Source organism: Cohnella sp. GCM10012308 (assembly GCF_042649185.1).
Taxonomy (GTDB): Bacteria; Bacillota; Bacilli; order Paenibacillales; family Paenibacillaceae; genus Cohnella.
In genome coordinates this window covers 1-18,224 of sequence record NZ_JBHRYU010000030.1, presented here as the reverse complement: position 1 = coordinate 18,224, position 18,224 = coordinate 1, and the positions used below count along the sequence as shown (strand labels likewise).

Here is an 18,224-nt window from a genome sequence, read left to right as displayed (position 1 = left end):
TGTTGATAAATTGTGGATAAACTCTCCACTTACGCACATAGTTGGCTCAACCTGAATGCCATAAGCGGAGGCTTTGTCAATCGATTCAAGGCGGCTGCCCTATCGCGAAGAGAACAGAAGGTCCCTGTTAATATTAATCCTTAGGTGGAACCGGCTGCATCGTTCCGTTCAGCGAAGCAACGGTGTTCACGTCCCGGCAGTAACCGAAGAACTTAGCTATTGCATGCTGCCCGGCTGCGTCGGACGGATCGATCAGAAGCAAGCTATCCTTTCCGTTTGCGTGATTAATTTAAATTCGGATTCTCATGCTCGCATCTTCCTTTCATTAATCTGTGGATATTCATCCCATGTCCGCCCGTCCAGCTCACGGCCCGCGGCCGCCTTACCTATCCGGCACATGGACGTGTCAGGATCCCAGGTGTACCATAACTTCCCGACGTAGCCGGGCTGTCCGGCACACAGGTCGTGCGTCTGGCGCCATTCCCCCCACTGTTTAAAGAGGAACGGAACGCCCGCTGCCTGGCATTGATCTCTCAGGCTCCGCGCCCAATCCGGAATCATCGGGCGGGCCCTGTGGCCGCTTTCGCCGCCGGCAACAATCCAGTCAATGCCGAAAATAAGAGGCGGATCAATAGGAAGCCCCATGCACCCGCATTCCCTACCGTTGCAACAATAAGTCGGTGGATTTGATGTATCCGGATATTGCAAATCGATCGGTCCCAGTAACGGCTCGCAGCTCAGCCAACGGACCGCAGCTGGCGTCTGCAGTAGCAACGGGATCCTCTCATCGGCCGCCTTCTGATTCTCCACGCTGACGCCGAGCCAGGCGTTTTTCAGTGGCCAGCCCGGCTTGCTCGTTGCGCCGGCGCCGATCCGGTTAGCAACAAAGATTCCTGCATCCTCGTCACCGGTCACTGCCTCGGCCGTGTCTGCCAGCACTTGGCGGGCACCGCGTTTTTCAAGCCCCTGCAGGTAATGCAGCATGCGCTCCGGCCGCTTGGTCAGTATCTGGAAGGTATGCTGCGGCGCCAGAGCCATGACTGCGAAGACCTTGTCAATATAAGCCTGTGGCACCTCCGGATGGAATAGGTCGCTCATGCTGTTCACGAAAATGAGCCGCGGGCGCCGCCAGCGTATCGGCTTGTTCAGCACTTCCAAAACAAGGCGGATATGGCCATTCCAGCGACCGTCCGTTATGGTTCCTTCATAAGGCTGATCAGGACCGGAAAAGCGGTTAGCTACAGTCTCCGCGTAGCAGTTGCGGCAGCCGTCGCTCACCTTGCTGCAGCCTCGAAGCGGATTCCACGTCGCTTCCGTCCATTCGATCTTGCTTTTATCGCTCATAGCGTCCTCCCGCCTTGAATTTTCTGGATATAAAATGGGAATTCTTCTTTTAAGGCAGGTGACATTTGAAGTGGGAATGTTCTTTCTCGTGGTATCAACGGTTGTGCTAAACGCTTGCACATTGCTCATTAAAAAGAACCTTTCACGAGCTGAGATTTACTCGACCATCTGGTTGGCTATTGCGTTCCAGCAATGTTTTGATTCCTACATAGATCTAAAATTCGACCTATACGGATACTTCATAAAAGGAGTCGACTGGGAATATTTATTAGTCGTTTTGGGTTTATTTCCAAGCTCGGCCCTGCTTTTCTTGGGACGATACCCTTTCGGGAAGAAATTGTGGATTCACCTGTTGTACATTGCAGGCTGGACAGCATTTACACTCACATATGAACGAATTGCTATTTTAACGCGATTATTTTACCTGAATGGTTGGAAATATTGGTGGGACATCTTCACAACTCCGATTCTGTTATTGCTTTTGGTCTTCCATTTGAAATTTATGCGAAAGTATATTCAAAGCAATCCCCAAATCTAAGTCAACTCCAACTCAAGACCGCCTCCGCCTTTGTGGTATGATGATGGGTTTCTTCTGCGGCAGCCCGACCGAGTTGGTCGGGGGCTTCGAGGGAATCGCCCGCAGGCGTTCGAGTTCCGCGGGCGATAATGTGGTGGTCGTGACTTCGTTCATCCGGCAGCCTGCTGATTCTGATAAATCTCGTTATGCCGGCGGTTATGATGGGCGATGAAACTCTGAACATATTCGTCGACCGGCTTGTCAGGAAGCAGCTCGCCCAGCTCCGCGGCTACGAAGCTGACGTATGCCTGGACGAGTGCGAAGAGTTCCTGCGCGGCGAGCTCACGATTAATAGCCTGCTCTTCGACGGCGGCCACAAAGCTATCCATGTTGCGATAAACTTGCGTCCGCTGCCGGATTGGTTCAGTCGCCGTTATGATGGGAATGAGGATCCGAGCGAATCCTGGGGTTGATTCGGCGGCAGCGGATACGGCTACCTCGATCGTCTGCAGGAGGACGGTGCACTCCGTCTCAAGCTCACCGATCTGCGCTTTTGCTTGATTGAGCTCGTTCACCACGTTTTCAAATCCGTCTTTCAGCCGGTTCCGATCTTCTTCGAGATTGGTCACCCGGGTCTTGTCGAGCTCGTACTGTCCCTCGTAGGCCAGGCGTTGGGTCGACAACCGTTCCTCAAGCACAGCAGTAAGTGCCCGCTCTTCCTCCAACTCTGCCCCAAGCGCTTTAACCTGCATATCCTTCTGTTCTGCGGAATGCTTCCAGAGAGCGACGGCCGCCTGCAGACTCGCCAGCTCCTGCTCACGATCCGCCGCGCGCTGTTCAATCCGTCCCGAGATCTCAGCGCACTCAGAAAGAGGCTCCGCGCGCAGTTCATCTGTTTGCTCTAGCATCTCTGACGTCCGCCGATCGACCTCGCTTGCGGGAGCAACGCTGACTGTCGGGGCGAGCAACTCCAGCTCTCGTTCCTCTGCGTCCATCTCCCGGACGCCCCACTCCTCTAATTGCTTGTATGCCTTATTGGGTGAAACACCCCAAGTACGAATAATTTTAGCCCGGCCTTCACCAGCCATCCGGCGCTGCAGGTAATCCTGCTTCGTGACCTTCAATTCCGTTTTGACGCCTTGTGCCAATGCCTCCACCTCCGCGGCTTCATCGCTTGCCGAGCTCATGCCCCAAGTTTTCAACTGCTTGGTCAGCTTTGTACGCTCATTGTTAAAGTGCTTCAAGGTCATATCCTCAACCGACTTGCCGGCGGCGCGCTCGGCCAGGTACTTCTCCCGGTCAATCTTCAGTTCCCAGGGCTTGGCGCGCCGTGGCCCCATCGCTTCAAGGCGTTGCTTCTCAGCTTCGAGTTGTTCCGGCGTTAATTTGTACGAGTCCAAGCTATGCTCCCCTCCAGGGAACCCGCCGCCCGGAAGGGGCGACGGGCGGTTAATTAAGCGGCGCCGTGGCCGCGCTCTTCAGCAACGCGCTTTTTGTACTTGGACCATGCGGCCGACAGCGTACCGGAGGACTTGCCCAGGGAGCGAGCGATCTCAAGCCACGTTTCGCCGGACTTCCTCCTCGCCAACAGCGACGGGAAATCGTACTGAATGTCGGGATACGTCGGTTTAGCGGTCAGGATGTAGGATTCGATATCCTCTTCCGAAGCAGCTGGTCCTGCGGCGGCCGCCGGCTCCGCGGGAGTCGCAGCCTTCGAATCGTTACCGTTCATGACCTCCCGTTCCCAATCGCTGAGCTCATCTTCCGCTGGCTTGCCGGACCCAGCTTCTCCTTGATCAGAGCCGGCAGGCTGATCGCCTTGACCGTCCCCGTCTTCCATCTCGATGTCGGATCCGCTCGCGTTTTCTTCGGATGTGCCATCAGCATCTCCGCTTTCAGCCGTTCCTTTCTCCGCCGGCTCTCCGTCGCCGTCCGTCTCCTGCTCCTCCCGCGGATTCTCATCCCTTGCTCCGCCGTTCCCTTGGCGCCATTCGTCCCAAGCCTTGGCAAGCGGCGCGACGCGGGAGCGATATTCATCGATCAACTCGGCGACCTTGGCGGCCGTCAGATCTTCCTCGCGGGCAAACTTGCTATAGGTCTCCCCGTCTTCTACCATTCGCGACACCCATGCGTAGAATGGATACGGAAGATCTTCAAACTGCGGCGCCAGCAGCTCCAGGATAAATTCGTCGACGATCTGCAGGTCGATTTCCTCCGGAACCTCCACGATCTGCTGCTTCTCCTTCGGCAGCCCCAACTCCAACTCGACTTGCTCGCCCTCCGGCTTGACCTCAGAAACGACTCCCTTGTCGTCGACCCGATATGATTTGATCGGCCGCTCGGTCCGTGCATTGATCTGCACGCTGTAGCGAACGACTTCCGAGTCAATCTGGATGGCCACCCGGCTATCGATCAGCTCGGAGAGCAGGTCGATCTTCCCGGCCAAGGCGCCGTCGGACACCTCGAGCACGATTTCCTTAACGCCCTTTGGCTTCAGGTTGATCTTCTTCAAGCTGGCTTTAAATTCTGCGTATCCCATATGTCACACTCCCAGTTCTCTGATTTTGACTTCGATCCGAGGCTTCGCGGAGTAACGCTTACGGACGTAGGCGTCAACAACCTGGCTGTCGTCGACCCACATCACGCCCTTGAGCGCATCCTTTACGCCCTTTAGGTAGTTGTCTGCGTCCGGCTTCGAAACCGGATATAGCTCGCCGGCTTCAGCTGCAGCGGCCTTTTTCTTGCTGAAACTCTTAGGAATCGATCGATAGGCGATCAGCATGATGGCTAACGGTCCTTCGAGCAGTTTCGGCGGCGCGTGTTCTGCAGCAGCCAGCCGGACGTAATCCTTGTAGTCCCGGCTCTTGGCTGGATCATATAATTTCACAAATCCACTCGCCGTTGATGCGCGGGGGCGCCCCTGGGCGACGGGTTCTCCGAAAACTGTAAACTCAATCTTCACGCGCCGCGCCTCCCCTGTCGGTACATGTCCGGGATCTTGGCGCCTGACTTCGGCGGCTCCGGATCCGTCTCCTCATGGTGCGAGCGGTCCAGCGTGACGAACTTGTTGAATTCCTTCAGGAAAACGAGCTCGACGGTGCCAGTCGGCCCGTTACGCTGCTTGGCGATGATGATCTCGATGATGTTCTTCTTTTCGGTTTGCTTGTCGTAGTAGTCGTCCCGATACAGAAAGGCGACGATATCGGCGTCCTGCTCGATTGCGCCGGATTCACGCAGGTCCGACATCATCGGACGCTTGTCCTGACGCTGCTCGACGCCACGCGACAGCTGCGACAACGCTATGACCGGAACTTCCAGTTCGCGGGCGAGTTGCTTCAACGTCCGGGAGATCTGAGAGACTTCTTCCTGTCGATTGACCCCGCGGCCGCCGCGGCCCTGAATGAGCTGCAGGTAGTCGATCAGGATCAAGCCGAGCCCTTTCTCCTTCTTCAGCCGGCGGCACTTGGCGCGGATCTCATTTACCGTAATGCCCGGTGTATCGTCCAAGAAGATATTCGCATCCGCCAGTCTGCCGACAGCGACACTCATCTTCTCCCAATCGTCACCCTCGAAGTATCCGGTCCGCATACGGCTCGCATCGATCTGAGCCTCCGCGCAGATCATCCGCTGTACGAGCTGGCCAGCCGACATTTCGAGACTAAAGACGGCGACGGTCTCCTTAACCTTCACAGCCACGTTTTGTGCGATATTCAGCGCGAACGCAGTCTTCCCGACTGAAGGCCGGGCCGCGACGATGATGAGATCGCCCGACTGGAAGCCCGCCGTCATCCGGTCCAGATCCGGATAGCCCGATTCCGTCCCGCTGATGCCCCGATTCGTTTCGCGGGCATTGTACCGCGTCTCGGCTTCTTCCCAAACCTGCAGGACGACGTCGCGGATCCGCAGGAACTCTTTCGCCGGCGTCGCCTGGTCGGACAATTTGGAGACGGCCGCCTCGGCGTTTACGACGAACCCGGTCACATCATCGGCCCGTGCAGCTTGCCGCAGCAGGTCCATTGCCGTCTCGATTGCCTGCCGCCGCAGGAACATCTCGTGAACCCTGTTCGCGTAGAAGTCGACATTCGCGATGGTAGGAACCGAATTCGCCAGCTTTGCGAGAAACGTCACCCCGCCGATCGCTTCGATCTCTTCCGTCTCCTTGAGCCGTGCAGTGACCGAGACAAGATCGATTGGCTCCTCGAGGTCTGCCAGCTTACACATTGCACGGTAAACGCGGGCATTTTCACGGTTAAAAAATTCCCCGCCCTGCAGGGTGCTTTGAACCGTCTGGAATGTCTCGGCAGCCTCCCCTGGAAAGGCCAAGATCGCGCCGAGCACCGCCCATTCAGCCTCAACGTCCGCCGGCGTCTCTATGCCAAGAAATTCATCAATGCTGCTCACCGGTTCCGCCCCCGAATCTTTGCTTTGACTCCATCCCAGTAACCGGGCGGCGGCGGGCTCGTGTCTGCGTCTTCTCGCCATACTTCAAGCTGTGCGGCGTAGGCAGCAGCCTCAGCCTTGCTCCGCTGGCTGTCGAGCTGATCGCCGATCCGCCCGCGAATGTCGGCGAGCACCGGCGGGAAACGCTCGGTCAAGATGTGGCGCTCCACGTTCTCGAGCGCTGATTCGAACGGAAAGTCCTGGAGCCGTTTGGCGTAATGGTCAATGCTCGCGGCACTAACGTCGAAGCTCGGATACGTCCGCTTGATGACCTCCATGATGCGTATAACCTCAGAGCGATTCAACGCGCTCGGCCTCCTCTCTCATGCGCTGCAATTCCTCAAGCTCGCGCTGCTGCTTGGACTTACGCGGCGACGGCTCACCAATGGCGACCGGGGGGAGTGGCACCCCCTCGGGGAGTGGCACCCCTTCGGTTATGGCTTGTTCCGTCTTCCAGGCGTCCAGGATGGCTCCCTCGTAAAAAGCGAAGCTGGAAACTCGCTCTTTTTTCGCATCCTTGATCGCTTTGACCTGCTGCATGACTCGGACGATTAAGGGGAATGGCACTCCTTGGGCGATCATCCTCTGCATCATCTGCACGTCTAGCGGCCTGACCTGTATGTCCAGTTTCTGGTGGATGTCGCAATAGGCTTTCATGACTTCAGCAAATGCCGTATTAGCATCAACAGCATCAAGATCTTTAAAATCTTTAAGATCTTTAAGATCTTTTAGATCGGAAGTATTTTTCCGATCACTACCCGGTGATCGGAAGTTTTCTTCCGATCTCTCGGATGCTGGCTTCGTCAAAACTTGCGGTTTATTACTGCCTATCTTGGAATTTCTTACAGTCAAAATGAGTCCTTGCGGCGCCCGGGTGACCCGAATATACTGGTGCTCTTCGAGCGCCTTAATCCATGATCGAATCGTCCGCTCCGTCACCCCGAAGATAGGCTCCAGGTCACTTAAGCGGATCGGCTTGTTCCCAAGGACGATGCCCCAGACGATTCCATCCTTCTCCTTCTCGGACGTAGTGGAGCTGATGCACCACAGGAAAAGCCAGATCGCGCTGCCTATGTTTTTGTAATGTCCTGGCTCCAGCAGTCCGGAGTACAACGGGATTGGATAGCTGTCTGCGGCCATCGCTGCTCATCCCCTAAGCTGGTATGACCCTGGTCTTGTCCGACACGCGATGTACGATCGTCATAGTTGGCTTCGTATCTTTCACGACGAGCCAGTTGTCAGGGTTGAACCCGGCCGCCTTAATAGCGGCTTTCTGGCGCCGCGTTGGGCGCTTCCCATGTTTCAAATGTTTCGCCCCCTATCATCTCGAATCCAAATTATGCGCTGTTTGTAATTGGCCTTGACCACTGCCCAGCCCGGGTATCCACGTGCGAAATAGGCGGTGACCTCGCGCTTGAATGCGTCCGGATCCGGATGGTATAAGGCCCAAATGCGCTCGCCCACGCCGGATTGCGTGAGCGGCACACCATATTCGTCGTACTGCGGTTCAACCGACAAGGACGGACACCGCGCCGTCGCTGTTGTCGAAGCGAATGACCTGATCGAAGGCCGCCTGCGCATCTTCGATGTGGGTGATGAAGAGCACTTTCCGGAAACGACCGGCGACGGACTTGATCGCATCGAGGACAAGCGCGCGATGCTCAGCATCCTGGCTGCCAAGCCCCTCGTCGATCGTCAGCCACTCGACCTTGCTGCCGGCGCGCTGTGCAAGCAGCTCGGCCAAGGCGAAGCGAATCGCGTAATCGATGCGGAGTTGCTCGCCGCCTGAGAACGTCTCGTAAGGTCGCTCCGCCGACCAATCGCCGATCAGGATGTCGAGCGTCTCGGACAAGCCTGCACGCGTCTTCAACTCGCGCTGCGTTTCGAATCGGACGTAGTGCTTGCCCTTAGACATCTGGCCAAGGATCTCGTTAGCGATCCGCTCAAGCTGCGGCACAGCGTTTTCGATGATCAGCGCAGGGATCCCGTCGCGTCCGTACGCTTTGATTAGCGTCTGGTACCGAGCCCAGCGCTGCGATTTCGGCACCAGCTCGGCAGATAACCGGTTGCGTTCCTGCTGATCAGCCTCGAGGGCGGCGAGCGCAGCCTTGATACCGCCAATACATTCGGCGAGAGCGGCAAGCTGGCTGCGGTGCTCTCGGAGTATCCCTTGCTGCCTGGCCAACTCGGCCAGCTTGGCGTCGTAATCCAGAGTCTCCATTAGGAGTCCATCTCGCTCCAAGGAGAGCTCCGCCTGGCGTGTTTGCTTCGAGTCGATTTCCTTGTCGATCGCAAGCAGCCGTTCTCCCGCCGTTGCGGCGGTCTCGCGGGCGGCGGAGAGCTGATCACGAAGCTGCGCCCAACGCTGCAGTTCAATTGATTGCGTGATGAGGGTTGGTAGCGGCGCCAGAACGTTCGCGAGCTGATCAATCTCACGCTCCAAATTGTCCCTACGAGAAATCAATTCAGTTACGTGATTTACCGTATCCGCGTGTTGCTGGTGAAGCTGCAGTAGCAATTCTTCCTTGATGGCCAACTGCGCGTAAGCGGCGGTTGCCGATCGCAAGGCGTCTGCTCGAGCCTTGCAATTGCAATGCTCCGCGGCGTCGTATCCGAGTCCCTGCTGCGCGACCTGCTTCTCCGCGACGGCCAGTGCAAGTCTGGCGATCTCTTCGCGCTCCAAGTCCGCCCGCCGCTGCCGCAGCTCCGGAAGCTCGGCAATCGCCGCGGCCGCCGCCAGCTGGAACTTACACGTCGGCAGACAACCGCTATCGTGGATGTGCGCCTCCTGCTTCTCGAGCGCGGTGATCTTGTCATCAAGAATCCGCTCCTCCATTAACAAGCGAGATGCTTCTCGATCATGCAGCGTCTGCAGATCAGCGACTTCCGCCCCCAGTAGATTCCACTCTTCCGCCTTCGCCTCATAGGCGAGCAGCCTCTCAGACTCTTCCGCATGCTCGTCGGCTTGCTTTCGGAGCGTCTCCCTATCAGCCATTTGCCGCTCAATTGAAGTGATCCTCGAATGCAGCGAGGTAAGAGACTCATCTAAACGTCGCAGTTCCTCGATCGTGCCTACCAGATCCCGCCGAAGCCGCTCGGCTTCAGGCTCGCGGGCCTTTAGCGTCGTGATCTGCTGGCGAAGCTGTTCGAGCTCCTCCGACTTGGCCACGATGGCCGCTTCGTTGGCGAGTATCTTCTCGGACCGTTCTCGGCGGGCGACTTGTTCAGCACGCTCTGCCTGCAGACCAACGACCTCATTCTCGATTAAGACCATATCCTTGACGAGCTGCCCTGCACGCTCAGCCTTCGCCTTCAGGTCGGCCAACGTCGTCTCCGTATCCCGGATCTGTTGTTCATCCCATGCGATCAAGCCGTAGATCACATCGTGCTGATCCTCGGCGGCGAGCAACTCGGCTTGCTTCGATTCCCGGCCACATAGACGTTCATCCAGCGCGAGAAGCTTGTCCTTGCCCTTCTCGATCTCCAGATGAAGAATGCCGGCCTTCACCCTGGCGCGCTCCTGCAACTGTTCATAAACGTTGAGCCCAAGAATCTGCGACAGGATCTCCTTCCGCCTGCCGGCCGTGGCGCCCGTGAAGGCGTTGGCCTGGCCCTGCAGGATCATGGAGCTGGCCGTAAACGTCTCGTCATCGAGATTGAGCAGGCTGCGAATGACAGCCTCGGTGTCGACGATCTTTTCCGCGGACCGACTCTCCCATTGGCCGCTGACAAGCTGCTGAAACTCCAGCGTCGACTTGCCCTTGCCTTTCGTGCTGCGCGTTCGTATAGTCCGGTACACACTGCCTTGATGCTCGAATACGAACACCACGGCCATCTCCTGCGCGCCCTTACGGACCAAATCATCCAAGCTCACGCCCGCGATTACGTCGCCAAAGCAGGCAAACCGCGGCGCCAGCGTGAAGGAGGAGGACTTCCCCGCACCGTTTCGCCCTGCGACTGCTGCAAGAGAAACTGCCGACAAATCAATGTCGGCGTACTCCACAGCGCGAAAATTCTTGAGTACTAGGCGTAAAGGAATCATAGCCCGGCCTCCAGCAGTTCCGTCGTCATCGCTTGCAGTTCGCTGATTTCGGCATCTTCATAGCCCTGATTGCTCCCCCACGCGGCGAGCGCCGTCAGCGGGCTGAGCGCCTCGGTCACCTCGGCGTCCCGGATCCGTTCCGTGCGCTCGATCTCCGCGCGGATCTCGGCGACGAAGAATGCACCAGCATCGTACAGTGCCTTCTCCAGCGATCGGCGATCGAACCGCTTCTGCAGGTCCTCGCTGCAGGCGTATCGTACGCGGACGATCGCGTCGCGGACTTGAGAAAAGTCGTCCACTTGGCCGTCCAGCCATGCCTCGATGTCCATGTCACACCAGTCAATCGTCCGGAAGCGGCGGGCGGGCGTCTCGATGAATGAAGATATGAATCCGGAGTATACAAGGTGCTCATCTACCCCGGTCTCATGAATCCAGAACCCCGGGACCGTATGCTCATCGCCGAAATTGTGCCGCTCAGGAGCACCGCTATAAAAGACGTTGCTTCCAGCGCGCTGCGGGCGGTGAATGTGCCCCAGGCAGACGAGGTCGAACATCCTGGCCGCCTCGTCCGTCAGGATCGGTTCGTTCTGCATCAACGCGTCCTCGAAGCCCAAGTCAGCCAGCTCGTAGGATAAGTGCGACAAAAAGGTGACCGGTTGCCCGCCGACTTGCCCGCGGAGATCACGACAGGTCGCCGTGATTTCGTCCGTCATCCGCTGGTGAAATTCGTGCGGCGGCAGGCCGACAAAATCATCTCGTACCGCGAATGACGAGCGATTCATGCCAGGAATACAAGCGACGGTGACATCACCGTTGCTCGGCAGCGACGCGATTCCCGGATCGGTAAAGATCCGCACGCCCGGGATCTGCATCTCTCGAATCAGATGATAGGCGCTGATCGCGTCATGCGACGGCGTGCCACTGATAACGACCACTTCAATCCCGGCTCCAGAGAGCCGGCGGAGCCAGGCGACGAATGCCTGAATCTCCGCCGTTGCCCGATCGATGAAGACGCGCGCATCCTTAAAGGCGTCGCCCGCAAACAAGACCAGCTCACAACCCTCATCGATAATCCGGCTGGCCACCCAATCCATAGTCCGAGTGATGTCCTCGAAGCGCGCAGCCGGCGTCGGCCCGGCGTACCCGAAGCCCCAATGCGGATCAGCTACATGTGCGATTTTCATGGGTCACCTCAAGTCTTCCGGAAGGTCTTCAAAATTAAAATCAGGGTCATCTTCTGGGACAGTGCCATATTGCTCCAAATACTGCACAATGGTACGCCACTCATTGGCTTGGACTTCTTGCACGACTTTTTGAACCTGGCGACCAAGCGCCTCAGAAGCGCGCTCAGCGAGCCACTTCCAATCCATGTTGCCGCCGTTCAATTGCTTCGACAAATCCAACGCCCGGTTCTTATCACCGGTTGCAGCTTGTCCGTTAGCCGCCCTGTTGCCATTAGAACCTTGGCTCCTATTCCCCCCGCCCTGCTGCCGGTTCTGACGCGGAGGAGGCGGCGCTTGGTTCCCTTCTGGATCGCCATCGGGATCATGGCCACTCAAGTACGCGTCGAGCTCCTCTTGCGTCTGAGCAAAGATGCCGCTAGATCGCGTCGCAGAAAGTACTGCGTCAACCAACGCGCGTTTTTTGGCCATCTTCAGCACTGTGTTCCAGATCGAGTGCATATCGTCATTCTCGATCCGATACTGCACGAACTTTCCGTATTTCCCGTCACGCTCCTTACTGACAAGATCACGGGGATCAACACCCTTCGGCAGGTCGCGCTCAGAGACCCATCGCCATCGGTACCTACTCTCGTAGGTATTTGCATGGCCAACGCCCTCAGCGATGATCGATCCAGACATTCGATGGATTAACCGAATCGTAATGTCGACGGCGTAATATCCAGTTGCATGATTTTTATCCTCGACTTTTCCTTCAGACGGAATTGTAGGAGCGAGATTATAAAACTCGCATAGCCCTTCAGCCCCGGCTTTGAACAGTGCAGGCTTGTCGGTTCCCGGAATAATGCCGTAGTCAACGCCCTCCTGCATAACCTCGCGGAAGAATTCCTTCGTCAGGTTCAACTTCTGCTTCATCGCATCCAGCTTCTTTCTGAGATCGGCCGCGCTGCCGAACTCCAGATCAACGATCGCCCCGCCCCCGGCGCTGCCACCGGAGGACTGAGGCAGAACCGTAAGGTTCCCCTCGGACAATTTAGTTCGCCTCCCTCAGCAGATCTGCGATGGAACGCAGCGCGGACATCTCCGTATGGAGAGCCGACAGCGTTGCGCGCGCGCGGACCTGATCGTATTCCCGAGCAGTAAGCCATTCGCGCTGCTCCGTGGTGAACGAGCGGAGCTGCGCGGAACGAATCGTCTCGTTCTTTCCGTCTATTGGGTTTGCCGGACTCGTCAGCAACTCTGCTTCGCGCTCCTGCAGGGCGGCCTTGGCCTCTAACACCGCTTGGCTGGATTCGATGACGATGATTTCTGCTCGTGCAATCTCAGCCGGCAGAGCCAGCAACCTCGCAATAATCCCTTGCTTATCCATGAGTGCCTCCTTGTCGCCCCCACAATCGCGTGGTATCATGAGGGCATCCATTGGTTTGGGCCCGTTACCGCGGGCCTTTTTCTATTCGTCGCATTCTTCGCAGCTGCGCGGGTGACCCGGCTGTTCGCCGTCGATCAACTCACCGCAATGCTGACAGAACAGACCTTCCAAAACTGCTTCAGCCGCATCGCCCAAAGCGTTCGCCTCCGAAAAAAATGGTTTATATAAAGGGCCGATCTGCAGCTCGACCTCATTGCGGGTTCCCGCGACCATCCCGCGCTATTGCACGGGATGGTTTCGGACCGTACCCAGCGGTCCCAAGGCGCATTAGCGCTCATCAGGCGGGTAATGCTCGTCCAACACGGCGTCGATATCATCGGCCGCTTCTTCCAATTGCTCCAGATACGTCTGCATCCACGCGTCAAGCTTGGCCAGGTTAAATCCTCCGCCTGCTCGGCACGCGGTCAATGCGTCCAACGCTTGGCGGATAGTGGAGACGGCGGCGGGCTTGTCCGGATTAGGAATGTACGCCACGGGCGTTATCTGCAGCCTTCACCAGTTCGCGAATTGCATCGCGGCTGAAAAGCTTGCCTTGGAATTGGATGAGATCGTCTTGGCTGCCGGTGATGATGCAGCCGGGGGCGTATTTCTGAAGGACGATGCGCTCACCGTCCGTGAAGATTTCGAGGGGATCTTTCTCGTTGATGCCGAGGGTACGGCGCAGTTCCATTGGGATAACAACACGTCCCAGTTCATCGGTCTTACGTACAATACCTGTAGATTTCAACATGAGGCTTCTCCTTGTGCTCCTCCGCCATCTGCGGTATCATAGGAGCAATCAAATTTGTGTTTTGCGAATCAGTCGCCGTGCCGGGCGGCTTTTTTGTTTTACCAAACCGGGCATTGATGCCGGCTTAGGATGTAAATTTCAATCATGGTGAGCATCGCCGGCCGAAACTCGTACCTTTGACGCAATTCCTTCAATACCGCCTGCTTCCCGAGCTCGGTCAGCTCGTAGCCACTGTCCGTCAGAACCAGTTTGCCGTCCTCGATAAGGTCACGCCTGCATAGGGCCTGGAAAGACTCTTGCGAATCTGCATAAGACCGTGCTCCTACTGCTCCCACCTCAATCACCTCTCCTTGTATATTTGTCCGACCTGCTTCTGCAGGATGGCATTCTCCAACCTAAGGGTCGCGATTTCATCTTCCAGTTCGGCGATCGTGTTTGATGGCAGCCGCAAGCCAATTAGAAAACCAAATGACGCTGCCAGGACCGCCGTCAGAATAATTGCCTGCCAGATGGTTTTTGGCCGAAGGGAACGGCGATCGCATGCAGACCATAGACCAGTTGCGGCGGCTGCTCAAGTTCGGGTATGAGATAAAATTTTTCACGGCTGTACTTGGCGACCGCGCCGTTCTCGGCGAGAACGATATACTCGGCATCCTCACGGATCGGTATGCCGGTCAGTGGTGTCTTGCCCATGTTCCTGTTCACCTCCCCTCAATCACCGATGACTCGGCATTCTCCTTTTTCTGCCGGTACCAAAGGAGCTGGCTCGGTTATCGCATCAAAGATCTCCTCCAGTTGTGCGATCTTCACTGCGATCGGAACATGTTGGGCGCTGCGTATCGTTCGCAGCTCATGACGCGCCTCCCTCAGATGCTCGATTGCTTTCGCGATGTGACTGGCTGCGCTCACCGTACGCTTTCCTCCTCCCGCTGCCGCATCCAGGCGTCCAATACCGATTGCCGAAAAAGGAATACTGGCTTCTTCGATGTGAGCGAGCCGGCAGGAATGTGCCGGATCTGCTTCTGCTTGCAGAGAGTGTAAAGCGTCTGCGGAGAGATGCCGAGGTATTCGGCCGTCTCTTTGCTGCTCAGCGTCCGGTCCTGGTAGGACTGCACAAACTTCGCTTCAAGGTCTTTCGTGACTCTTTCGGTGACCTCGGCGACCAGCTGCTCATACATCACGCTAAAGGCGTTTTGTGCTTTCATACTCCCGCCTTTCTTCCACCCAAATTAAGCGGATATTAGGACAAAAAATAATCAACCGTAACATCAAAGTAGTCAGCTATAACCTTCAGTTTGTCTGCCTTAGGGGAATATTTGCCTTGCTTCCAATTGGTTAAAGTCGCCGTCGATATACCTGTTTCTTTGGCTACTTGATATGGTGTTTTTCCTGACTGCTCTAAAAGACAAAGAAACCTCTCGTACACACCCGCCCCTCCTTCCAGACAATTTTTTACATGAGTATTGACGATTAACTAAGGTTTCTTATATAATCAGAGCGTCACCTAAGTTATATAAGAAAACTAAGCCAATCCTTTGCTTTAGCTCAGCTATCTAAGCTATGTTTGTATCCTAGCATAGATATCTAAGCTAGTCAACGGCTATTAGATAAGTTTTCTGATACATTTATTTCAGAGAACGGTGGAGAACAGCCTATGTATGAGGTATTTGAGGAATTATTGAAAAAAAACAATGTCACTGCTTATCGCGTTGCAAAAGAAACAGGCATAACCACTGCTACCTTTACTAGCTGGAAACAGGGCAAATATACGCCCAAAAGAGAGAAGCTTCAGAAGATCGCCGATTACTTCGGCGTATCTATCGATTTCTTGACGGGAAAAATTGCGGAGGAACCCTCAGAAAATGAACAACAACCAGCTTCTGATCTGAGTGATAAAGAAGAGCGCGACATAGCAAAAAAGCTTGAAGCTATGATGAACGAGCTGGAGAGCGACACTGCACTTTCATTCCATGGAGAACCGATGGACGATGAAGAGCGCGAACTAATGAAGATCTCGCTTGAGAATACACTTCGCCTCTCACGCCAAATGGCCAAAAAGAAGTACACGCCAAAAAAATACCAATAACCCGGAGGCGCAGGATGGGCTTTATACGCGACGAGGTACGCCGACTGACGAAGTCAACCGGAACCAGCGACCCTCTGCAGATCACAGCTCAGAAAAACATCCTAGTACTCTACGAGGCGCTCGGCAATTTCATCTGGGGATACTTTACGTACGCGAATCGAATCCCCATCATCCACATCAACAACAAGCTTTCTGAACTTGAAGCCAAATTTACAGTTGCTCATGAACTTGGTCATTATGTACTCCATCCAAGAATCAATACACCGTTCTTGAGACGAAACACCCTTATGTCGGTAGATAGGATCGAACGGCAGGCAAATCAGTTTGCTATTAAGCTGCTGACGCATGAATCGACGCCACGCATTGGACAAACCTATTTTGAATTCCTGACGAGCTTTGGAATTCCGGAGGAACTGCACGATCTGTTTTGATCTCATAATTTCGTCATGCAAACTCGCGCTTCCCCGCCGCGAGGCGGTTCATCATATACCACAATCGAACATACGTTCTAATCATGGAAGGAGTATGGGAATGGCTTATGTTGAGAAACGCAGCGAGAACACCTGGAGACTGAACGTCGTTGCCGGTTACCGGGCCGACGGATCTAAGATCATGGAGCGGCGACGTGTGGAAGTGGAGGATGCAGCACTTCTTCGAGCACCGAAGAAACTGCGGGAGTACCTACAGGAGGAACTGATCAAGTTCAAGATGGAGGTCGAATCCGGAAGTTATGTCACTCCGGAGAAAATGACCTTCGCAGCATTCGTCGAGGAATGGCGTGAAAAATATGCCCGGAAGGAGCTAGGTCATAAAACATTGAAGGAATACAATGGACATATCAAAAATCACATCTTGCCATTTTTCGGTCACATGAGAATTGACCAAATCAAAACAATGCATATCGTTACATTTATGAATGACTTAGAAAAACCAGGCGCACGGAAAGATGGCAAAGGGGATACTCTTTCCCAGAATACCATCCGTTATATTTATGCAGTACTAAAAAGCATTTTGAACAAGGCTGAAGAATGGCGAATCTATAAAGAGCATCCAATGAAGGGAACGAAAAAACCAAAGGCAGAGAAAAAGGAGATGCAGTATTACACAGAAGAAGAAGCACAAGCTGTAATTAGGGCTTTATTTGAGGAACCCATGATGTGGCGCATGTATATGCTCGGAGCCTTAATAGGTGGATTTCGTAGGGGAGAATTAAACGCTCTGGACTGGGATGAAGATATCGATTTCGAGGAAAATTCATTTTTGATTAACGAGAGCATTTCCGATACGATAAACGGAGAAGCAATCATTGGGGAAACGAAGACAGAAGCTTCAACGGCAAAAGTAGATATGCCACAATGGTATATGAGCGAATTAAAAATTTACTATCGTGAATGGCAAAAAAACTTTTTTAAAATGCAAGATAAATGGGAATGCACTGATGGGCGCCGTTACGTTTTCCATGCCGGTAAAGGTAAGCCTCTGTATTATTCCTATCCGACGCAATGGTGGGATCGCTTCTTAAAGCGTCATGGTTTGAAAGACATCCGTCTTCATGACCTGAGACATACGATGGCCACGTTGCTTCTTGAGTCGGGTACCGACCTAAAAAAAATTCAAAAGCGTCTTCGCCATTCCGTCCTATCTACAACTGCCGATACGTATACTCATGTGACGAAGAAGGCCAGTAAAGAAACGGCAGAAAAGTTCGATCGTTTTGATCCGCGCTCCGAGATACGAGGCTAAAAGTTCGCTCCCACGCCGCTCCCACGGACCAAATGTGAGAACAAACAATCCCCTTGTTGATGTGCAACCCCGAAACCAAAAATAAAAAAACCCCTTCTGCATCAAGGGATTTCAGGCATTTTATAAAGTTGGTGCGCGTAGAGGGACTTGAACCCCCACGGTTGCCCGCCAGATCCTAAGTCTGGTGCGTCTGCCAATTCCGCCATACGCGCAAGGCGTTAATACATCCATAAAAGATAAACCAAATGGCTGGGGATCTAGGGATCGAACCTAGGAATGACGGAGTCAAAGTCCGTTGCCTTACCGCTTGGCTAATCCCCAACGGATAAGATAATGGATGGTGGAGGCTGAGGGGATCGAACCCCCGACCCTCTGCTTGTAAGGCAGATGCTCTCCCGGCTGAGCTAAGCCTCCGTATGTATGGTGACCCGTGGGGGAATCGAACCCCCGTTACCTCCGTGAAAGGGAGGTGTCTTAACCGCTTGACCAACGGGCCATAAAGCTGGAGCTCTCAACCGGGATCGAACCGGTGACCTCATCCTTACCATGGATGCACTCTACCTACTGAGCTATGAGAGCTTATGTTTTACAGAGCTTGCGCCCTGAAAACCGGATGCGAAACGAATCTGCGCTAGAAATTCTCTTGCCTGTGCGGCTTGCCGTTTGTTCCTAGATCGGAACAGTAGGATAAGCCCTCGACCGATTAGTACTC

At 54.9% G+C, this 18,224-nt stretch carries 21 protein-coding genes and 5 tRNA genes; 3 read left to right on the top strand and 23 right to left on the bottom strand.

Translation table 11 applies throughout. From position 1 onward, the window contains the following. Positions 1 to 303 precede the first annotated feature (303 nt). From ACFOTD_RS25660 to ACFOTD_RS25575, 18 genes are all read right to left on the bottom strand, one after another. Entirely contained in the window at positions 304 to 1,344 is a 1,041-nt protein-coding gene (locus ACFOTD_RS25660; RefSeq protein WP_378122794.1) for a DUF5131 family protein, read from the bottom strand. Positions 1,345 to 2,031: 687 nt separating this feature from the next. Next, positions 2,032 to 3,261, bottom strand: a complete 1,230-nt coding sequence (locus tag ACFOTD_RS25655) for a hypothetical protein (protein WP_378122793.1) — start codon at positions 3,259 to 3,261, stop codon at positions 2,032 to 2,034. Between the two features lie 53 nt (positions 3,262 to 3,314). Then, entirely contained in the window at positions 3,315 to 4,400 is a 1,086-nt protein-coding gene (locus tag ACFOTD_RS25650) for a hypothetical protein (RefSeq protein WP_378122792.1), read from the bottom strand. Positions 4,401 to 4,403: 3 nt separating this feature from the next. Continuing rightward, entirely contained in the window at positions 4,404 to 4,823 is a 420-nt protein-coding gene (locus ACFOTD_RS25645) for a RusA family crossover junction endodeoxyribonuclease (RefSeq protein ID WP_378122791.1), read from the bottom strand. Next, positions 4,820 to 6,262, bottom strand: coding sequence for a replicative DNA helicase (gene dnaB / locus ACFOTD_RS25640; RefSeq protein WP_378122790.1), 1,443 nt, complete (start codon positions 6,260 to 6,262; stop codon positions 4,820 to 4,822). The genes ACFOTD_RS25645 and dnaB overlap by 4 nt, the downstream gene beginning before the upstream one ends. Beyond that, entirely contained in the window at positions 6,259 to 6,606 is a 348-nt protein-coding gene (locus ACFOTD_RS25635; RefSeq protein ID WP_378122789.1) for a hypothetical protein, read from the bottom strand. The genes dnaB and ACFOTD_RS25635 overlap by 4 nt, the downstream gene beginning before the upstream one ends. Continuing rightward, positions 6,593 to 7,441, bottom strand: coding sequence for a hypothetical protein (locus ACFOTD_RS25630; RefSeq protein ID WP_378122788.1), 849 nt, complete (start codon positions 7,439 to 7,441; stop codon positions 6,593 to 6,595). Before ACFOTD_RS25630 ends, ACFOTD_RS25635 begins: the two co-directional genes overlap by 14 nt. Before the next feature lie 13 nt (positions 7,442 to 7,454). Then, a complete protein-coding gene (locus tag ACFOTD_RS25625; protein ID WP_378122787.1) occupies positions 7,455 to 7,607 on the bottom strand; it encodes a DUF6906 family protein in 153 nt (50 codons plus the stop codon). Positions 7,608 to 7,808: 201 nt separating this feature from the next. Next, entirely contained in the window at positions 7,809 to 10,343 is a 2,535-nt protein-coding gene (locus tag ACFOTD_RS25620; protein ID WP_378122786.1) for an AAA family ATPase, read from the bottom strand. Then, entirely contained in the window at positions 10,340 to 11,527 is a 1,188-nt protein-coding gene (locus ACFOTD_RS25615; RefSeq protein ID WP_378122785.1) for a metallophosphoesterase family protein, read from the bottom strand. The genes ACFOTD_RS25620 and ACFOTD_RS25615 overlap by 4 nt, the downstream gene beginning before the upstream one ends. Before the next feature lie 3 nt (positions 11,528 to 11,530). Continuing rightward, a complete protein-coding gene (locus ACFOTD_RS25610) occupies positions 11,531 to 12,556 on the bottom strand; it encodes a hypothetical protein (protein WP_378122784.1) in 1,026 nt (341 codons plus the stop codon). A gap of 1 nt (position 12,557) precedes the next feature. Continuing rightward, positions 12,558 to 12,893: a hypothetical protein gene (locus ACFOTD_RS25605; protein ID WP_378122783.1), complete on the bottom strand. Its 336-nt coding sequence runs from the start codon at positions 12,891 to 12,893 to the stop codon at positions 12,558 to 12,560. A 327-nt stretch (positions 12,894 to 13,220) separates the two neighbouring features. Beyond that, entirely contained in the window at positions 13,221 to 13,427 is a 207-nt protein-coding gene (locus tag ACFOTD_RS25600) for a hypothetical protein (RefSeq protein ID WP_378122782.1), read from the bottom strand. Continuing rightward, positions 13,411 to 13,683, bottom strand: a complete 273-nt coding sequence (locus tag ACFOTD_RS25595; RefSeq protein ID WP_378122781.1) for an AbrB/MazE/SpoVT family DNA-binding domain-containing protein — start codon at positions 13,681 to 13,683, stop codon at positions 13,411 to 13,413. Before ACFOTD_RS25595 ends, ACFOTD_RS25600 begins: the two co-directional genes overlap by 17 nt. 489 nt (positions 13,684 to 14,172) lie before the next feature. After that, a complete protein-coding gene (locus tag ACFOTD_RS25590; RefSeq protein ID WP_378122780.1) occupies positions 14,173 to 14,376 on the bottom strand; it encodes a hypothetical protein in 204 nt (67 codons plus the stop codon). A gap of 18 nt (positions 14,377 to 14,394) precedes the next feature. Beyond that, entirely contained in the window at positions 14,395 to 14,592 is a 198-nt protein-coding gene (locus tag ACFOTD_RS25585; protein WP_378122779.1) for a hypothetical protein, read from the bottom strand. After that, positions 14,589 to 14,888: a helix-turn-helix domain-containing protein gene (locus ACFOTD_RS25580; RefSeq protein WP_378122778.1), complete on the bottom strand. Its 300-nt coding sequence runs from the start codon at positions 14,886 to 14,888 to the stop codon at positions 14,589 to 14,591. The genes ACFOTD_RS25585 and ACFOTD_RS25580 overlap by 4 nt, the downstream gene beginning before the upstream one ends. A gap of 35 nt (positions 14,889 to 14,923) precedes the next feature. Then, the gene (locus ACFOTD_RS25575; protein ID WP_378122777.1) at positions 14,924 to 15,109 is read right to left on the bottom strand and encodes a helix-turn-helix domain-containing protein; all 186 of its coding nucleotides are present in this window, start codon (positions 15,107 to 15,109) and stop codon (positions 14,924 to 14,926) included. Positions 15,110 to 15,337: 228 nt separating this feature from the next. Here ACFOTD_RS25575 and ACFOTD_RS25570 point away from each other — a divergent pair, with 228 nt between their 5' ends. The 3 genes from ACFOTD_RS25570 to ACFOTD_RS25560 all read left to right on the top strand — a co-directional run bounded on the left by ACFOTD_RS25570 (position 15,338) and on the right by ACFOTD_RS25560 (position 17,512). Continuing rightward, complete coding sequence (locus ACFOTD_RS25570) at positions 15,338 to 15,769, top strand: helix-turn-helix domain-containing protein (RefSeq protein WP_378122776.1); 432 nt, start codon at positions 15,338 to 15,340, stop codon at positions 15,767 to 15,769. A gap of 14 nt (positions 15,770 to 15,783) precedes the next feature. After that, positions 15,784 to 16,200 (top strand): ImmA/IrrE family metallo-endopeptidase, encoded by a 417-nt coding sequence (locus ACFOTD_RS25565; RefSeq protein WP_378122775.1) that lies wholly within the window; start codon positions 15,784 to 15,786, stop codon positions 16,198 to 16,200. Positions 16,201 to 16,300: 100 nt separating this feature from the next. After that, the gene (locus tag ACFOTD_RS25560) at positions 16,301 to 17,512 is read left to right on the top strand and encodes a tyrosine-type recombinase/integrase (RefSeq protein WP_378122774.1); all 1,212 of its coding nucleotides are present in this window, start codon (positions 16,301 to 16,303) and stop codon (positions 17,510 to 17,512) included. 129 nt (positions 17,513 to 17,641) lie between these two features. On the opposite strand, the gene ACFOTD_RS25555 is transcribed toward ACFOTD_RS25560, so the two are convergent. From ACFOTD_RS25555 to ACFOTD_RS25535, 5 genes are all read right to left on the bottom strand, one after another. After that, positions 17,642 to 17,724 (bottom strand) — tRNA-Leu (locus ACFOTD_RS25555). A 34-nt stretch (positions 17,725 to 17,758) separates the two neighbouring features. Then, positions 17,759 to 17,833: transfer RNA gene (locus ACFOTD_RS25550), tRNA-Gln, on the bottom strand. Positions 17,834 to 17,850: 17 nt separating this feature from the next. After that, positions 17,851 to 17,926, bottom strand: a tRNA-Val gene (locus ACFOTD_RS25545). Between the two features lie 7 nt (positions 17,927 to 17,933). Then, positions 17,934 to 18,008 (bottom strand) — tRNA-Glu (locus ACFOTD_RS25540). A gap of 7 nt (positions 18,009 to 18,015) precedes the next feature. Beyond that, positions 18,016 to 18,091, bottom strand: a tRNA-Thr gene (locus ACFOTD_RS25535). Positions 18,092 to 18,224 lie beyond the last annotated feature (133 nt).